We start from the raw sequence: 6,000 nt of genomic DNA on the forward strand, positions 1-6,000 counted from the left end.
CCCTCGCACAAAAGATACAGAACGGTAGTGAAGAACCGGTCTTCCCCGGGCCACCGCTTGACGGGTTGTCGGGGTTGGCACCGGTTTTGCAAACTCTCTATATACAGGTGTGGAACAAGTATGACACACTTGTTCCACACCCCGCGTATATACATTTTATAAAAATGCCTGCCAACCCCGACAACCCGTCATGATTCCCTTTCCGGAACTCCCCGAAAACGCCCTTGCGTTTCGAATCAAACGCCCTTGCGTTTGAAGTAAAACGTACTTGCGTTTGAAGTAAAACGTACTTGCGTTTTATCTCAAATGCACTTGCGTTTCAGGTAAAACGCCCTTGCGTTTTTCTCACGCCCCGCCCCTATACCCTATACCTCGTTCCAGAATTGTTACAAAATCCACCGATATGCCCACTTTTTCATTGATTTCCACCCTTTTCACCGACAAAAACCCCTCTATAAGTTGAATAAACCAAAAATAAAGCTTAATTTTGCGGCTGATTATCGGCCGCTGTGTTTACCGCCCCCAATCCACAGCTGGGAGTGGTAACGGCGAAGCACGCCCTATGCACAGGGAAATTCCTTTAGAAAAATCATAACAAAACCATAAGAAAAGATGAAGATACGCAAAGTAGTCTGTATGCTGACGTTGTCCACCCTGCTGGTGAGCGGGTGTACGTCTTACAAGAAGGTACCCTACCTTCAAAATTCTCAGGAAGTGGAAGTAGCCGCTGGTGAAATCCCCCTTTACGATGCGAAAATCATGCCCAAGGATCTGCTGACCATTACCGTCAGCACCACCGACCCGCAGGCCAGTGTGCCGTTTAACTTGACAGTCCAATCTGCTGTTTCGCAAGCCAGCACGAGTTTAACTACACAACCCGTATTGCAACAATACCTTGTAGACAACCAAGGCGAAATAGATTTCCCGGTTTTGGGCCGTCTGAAAATCAGCGGACTTACCAAAAACGAATGTGAAGCGCTGATTCGTGAAAAATTGGTACCCTACCTGAAAGAAACCCCCATCGTAAATGTCCGTATGGTGAATTATAAAATTTCCGTATTAGGGGAAGTAACCCGTCCTGGGACCTTTACAGTCAACAACGAAAAAGTAAACGTGTTGGAAGCCTTGGCTATGGCAGGTGATATGACGGTGTATGGTGTACGCGACAACGTCAAACTTGTACGCGAGAATGCCAACGGAGAGCGTCTGATTCAAACGCTCAACTTGAACGATGCCGATTTAGTTCGTTCTCCCTACTTCTACCTGCAGCAAAATGACATTCTTTATGTCAGTCCCAACAAGACCAAAGCACGCAACTCTGACATAGGTAACAGTACCACCCTTTGGATCAGTGCAACCTCCATTTTGGTATCTATTGCCAGCCTGCTGGTGACTGTATTTAAATAAAGCCCTTAAATCCACATAATTTCAAAAAAAACTAATTACACTTAATATCTATGAGTGACGAAAGAGACGACGAATTGTTTCAAGCCGAGAATGAAAAGCCTATAGATTATAAAGCCATCCTATTTGAATACCTGATGTATTGGCCTTGGTTTGTGGCCTGCCTGATAATATGCCTAGCTGGAGCGTGGTGCTACCTGCGCTATGAGGCCCCGGTATACAATGTCAATGCGACGGTCTTGATTAAACAAGGAGACAAAAATAAAGCCGGTGGGCAAAATGCCTCGTTGGCAGCCATGCAAGATTTGGGCATGCTCAGCATGGCCAGCAACTTCGATAACGAAGTCGAAATCTTGCAATCCCGCACCCTTCTCAAAAAAGTAGTCAACACGCTGAATTTGAATATCACCTACCAAGAAAAGCGTAGTTTCGGATACCCTACTCAGCTCTACAAAGACACCCCTATACAAGTATGGATGAGCCCGGAAGAGGCAGACAAACTACCTTCCGCCCTACAAATCAAATTAGCCTGTACCGCGGACGGAAAAGTACAGACTGATGCCCTCTATTATCAAGCAGGGAAAGAACGAACCGTTTCCAAGAACTTTGACCGACTTCCCGGAGTACTGGTGACCCCTGTAGGTACCCTTACTCTCAGCCCGAAAGATAGCACAACAATCAAAGAAGCGCACACCATCTATGCAACTGTCATCACACCAACTGCTGCAGCCGCAAGCTGTAAAGCCCGATTGAGCGCTGAACCTACCAGCAAATTTACCACCATTGTACGGTTAAATTACAACGATACCCACATTGGTCGTGGAAAAGACTTTTTAAATACCTTGGTTGCCCTCTATAACAGTGATGCCAATGATGACAAAAACGAAGTGGCTAGCCGTACCGCAGAATTTATTGACGGGCGTATCCAAATCATCAATCAAGAACTGGGTACCACTGAAAGTGAATTAGCCAGCTACAAGCAAAAGGCCGGTCTGACGGATTTAAGTTCCGATGCCAAACTTGCTTTACAAGGTAATGCGGAATACGAACAAAAACGTGCAGACAATGCTACCCAGCTTCGTCTCGTTCAATTTTTAAAAGAATACATCGACAATCCTTCCAACCAAATGGAAGTGATTCCAGCTAATATCGGATTAGCCGACAATGCCTTAACAAAAGTGGTTGGACAATACAACGAAATGCTGACTGAGCGCAAACGTTTACTTCGGACTTCCAGTGAAAACAACCCTGCAGTTGTCAACTTGGACACTTCTATCGAAGCCACCCGCAAAAGTGTACAAGCCTCTGTCAATAGCGTTTTGAAAGGGTTGGAAATTACCCGCAATGACTTAGAAAACCAGGCACGCAAGTTTGAAGGAAAAATCAGTAATGCCCCAACTCAAGAAAAAGAACTGCTTAGCATTACCCGGCAGCAGGAAATCAAGGCCAGCCTTTACCTAATGTTGCTCCAGAAACGTGAAGAAAATGCCATCACTTTAGCAGCAACAGCCAATAATGGGCGCATGGTAGAGGAACCTCTTTCAGCAGGAAGTCCGGTTTCCCCAAACAAAAAAACATTCTACCTAATAGCCTTGGTACTAGGAATCGGTATTCCAATAGTTATCATTTATCTGAATAATCTGCTTCGCTTTAAAATTGAAAGCCGTGCCGATGTAGAAAAAATAACTGACGTACCAGTAGTGGGCGATGTGCCCATGGCAGATACCAAAGGGAATCCGATTGTCGTGCATGAAAACCATAATGACTTGATGGAAGAAGTATTCCGTTCCGTCCGCACCAATATCCAGTACATGTTACAGGAAGGCCAAAAAGTAATTCTCTTCACTTCCACCAGTTCCGGCGAGGGAAAGAGCTTTACCGCCGGAAATTTGGCTTGTAGCTTTGCCTTTATGGGTAAGAAAGTAGTAATTGTAGGTCTCGATATCCGCAAGCCCGGTCTGAATAAAGTCTTCCAGATTTCCCATAAGGAAAAAGGTATCACCCAGTATTTGGCCGATTCGGAACATACCGACTTACTTTCTTTGTGTCAGCCTTCTATAGTATCACCAAATTTGTATATACTTCCAGGTGGCACAGTACCTCCCAACCCGACCGAGCTGGTAGCCCGTAAGACCCTTGACAAGGCCATTGAAATTCTGAAAGCAAACTTTGACTATGTAATTCTAGATACAGCCCCCATTGGCATGGTAACCGATACCCAACTCATTGCTCGTGTAGCCGAACTGAGTGTGTATGTCTGTCGCGCTGGCTATACCCACAAGAGTCACTATGAACTGATTAACGAACTAAAGAAAGATAAAAAACTTTCAAACCTCTGTACACTGATAAATTGCATTGATATGAATCAGCGTAAAAATGGCTACTATTATGGATATGGGAAATATGGGAAATATGGGAAATATGGATACGGAAAAAAATATGGATATGGATATGGATATTATGAAAAAGAAAAGAAATAACATCTTGAAACATATTTCATAACAAGTAATAATATCTAATTCCAAAATAAAAAAATGGGAAGTATAACAGAAAGCAACAAACGAATAGCCAAAAATACTATTTTTTTGTATTCAAGAATGCTATTAACAATGTTTGTTGGCCTATATACATCACGTGTTGTATTACAAACACTAGGATTAGAAGATTTTGGTATTTATAATATTGTAGGAGGAGTCGTTGTCTTATTTACATTCATAAATAATGCTATGGCAAGTGCAACACAACGGCATTTATCATATGAATTAGGGAAAAAAGATGGCAATATATCTGAAATATACAGTGCATGTTTAAATATCCATATTGGAATAGCATTTATAATCCTAGTTTTATCTGAAACCATTGGATTATGGTTCATAAACACACAAATGAATTTTCCCTCCAACAAAATGGATATTGTAAATATTGTATATCAATTTACAATATTAAATTGCCTAACATTGATTCTCAGAGTCCCCAATAATGCATTAATTATTGCTCATGAAAAAATGTCATTTTATGCATATATTGGAATTATTGAGTCCATATCAAAACTAGCTATTGTATATTTTCTATTACTAACAAATAATAATAGACTTATTTTTTATGCCATTTTGTTATTTATTGTCAGTCTCATTGTCAATATCTGTTTTAAGGTCTATTGCAAAAAGAGTTTTCAGGATACTAACTATTTACATATTAACGATAGAAAAAGGTATAAAGGACTTATATCATTTTCCGGATGGGCTATGTTTGGAAGTATAGCCAATGTAGGACTTCAACAAGGTATCAACGTCATAATTAACATCTTTTATGGAGTAGGATTAAATGCAGCAGTCGGTATTGCTAATCAGGTTAATGGCCAAATAATGACACTTGTTGCAGGTTTTCAACAAGCACTAAATCCTCAACTAACAAAAAGTGAAGCTGAAGGAGATCGTTCTAGACAATTTACATTAATTTGTACATCTTCTAAATACTCCTATTATATCATGTTTTTCGTTGCCTTCCCACTTTTATTAAACCTAGAATATATATTAACCTTATGGCTTGGAAAATATCCGCCTCATACAGAATCAATCTGTACGGCAATTATCATAGGTGCACTCATAGAATGCTTTTCGGGGCCATTATGGGTTACTATTTTCGCAACAGGAAAAATTAAATCATATCAGATAACAATTAGTATTCTATTATTAATTAATATTCCAATATCCTACGTAGGAGGAAAATATGGAATGACACCCGAAAGTATGTTCTATATCCGAGATATAATTTATATATTTGCATTGATACTGCGAATTATATATTTGCGGAATTTAATAGGATTCAATATTTTGCATTTCATAAAAAAGACAATACTCCCTTCGTTATTTTGTTCTACAATATTATTCATAGTTGTTATTCCAACAATATCTATAATAAAGGCAAATAGCTTTTTTGAGTTTTGTTATATTACAATAATTCTACTAATCATTGAATTTATTATTTTCTTCACAATTGGATTAAATAATGAAGAAAAAAAATATATACACTCTATAATAAAATCCAAACTAAAAAAATAATCTATCATGGAAATATGCCCCCAAAACATTTGTACAGGTTGCCAAGCATGTAGAATGTCATGTAAACATTCTGCTATTCAAATGGTTGAAAATGAAAAAGGAAACATATATCCAATCATTAATGAAGAAAAATGCACAGGATGTCAAAGATGTATTAATACTTGTCCTGCTTTACATCCTATTTCCACAAATAATCAGAAACAGCCAAGAGTTTTTGCAGGCTGGACCAAAAACGGAAAACAACGTAAAAGAAGTACCTCAGGAGGATTATCTTTCGTAATTTCTAAACATATAGTCAAAAATAAAGGTATATTCTGCGGAGTGATTTGGACTGAACAAGGAGCAGAACACCAAATATGTGAAGACATTTCTATGCTAAATAAATTCCAAGGTTCCAAATATGCACATAGCGATGTCAGAAACACTTACATAGAAATACAAAATCTTTTAAAGACAGGAAAAAAAGTACTATTCACAGGAACTCCTTGTCAAGTAGCAGGTTTAAAAAATTTTCTTAGAAAGGAATATGATAACT

Annotated in this window: 4 protein-coding genes; all 4 read left to right on the forward strand. The window is 39.3% G+C overall.

The annotated features are described in order from the left end of the window. Positions 1–612 precede the first annotated feature (612 nt). Positions 613–1,407 carry a polysaccharide biosynthesis/export family protein gene (locus WKT20_RS04800; RefSeq protein ID WP_340416948.1) on the forward strand — a complete coding sequence of 265 codons (795 nt, stop codon included), beginning with the start codon at positions 613–615 and terminating at the stop codon, positions 1,405–1,407. 50 nt (positions 1,408–1,457) lie between these two features. Continuing rightward, positions 1,458–3,884, forward strand: a complete 2,427-nt coding sequence (locus WKT20_RS04805) for a GumC family protein (protein WP_340416949.1) — start codon at positions 1,458–1,460, stop codon at positions 3,882–3,884. 54 nt (positions 3,885–3,938) lie between these two features. Further along, complete coding sequence (locus tag WKT20_RS04810; protein ID WP_340416950.1) at positions 3,939–5,465, forward strand: lipopolysaccharide biosynthesis protein; 1,527 nt, start codon at positions 3,939–3,941, stop codon at positions 5,463–5,465. A 6-nt stretch (positions 5,466–5,471) separates the two neighbouring features. After that, positions 5,472–6,000, forward strand: a 529-nt coding sequence (locus tag WKT20_RS04815) for a 4Fe-4S dicluster domain-containing protein (RefSeq protein WP_340416951.1), incomplete at its 3' end; no start/stop codon positions are given.

It is taken from the genome of Phocaeicola sp. ICN-14070 (genome assembly GCF_037892625.1).
In the GTDB taxonomy this organism is placed as follows: Bacteria; Bacteroidota; Bacteroidia; order Bacteroidales; family Bacteroidaceae; genus Phocaeicola; species Phocaeicola plebeius.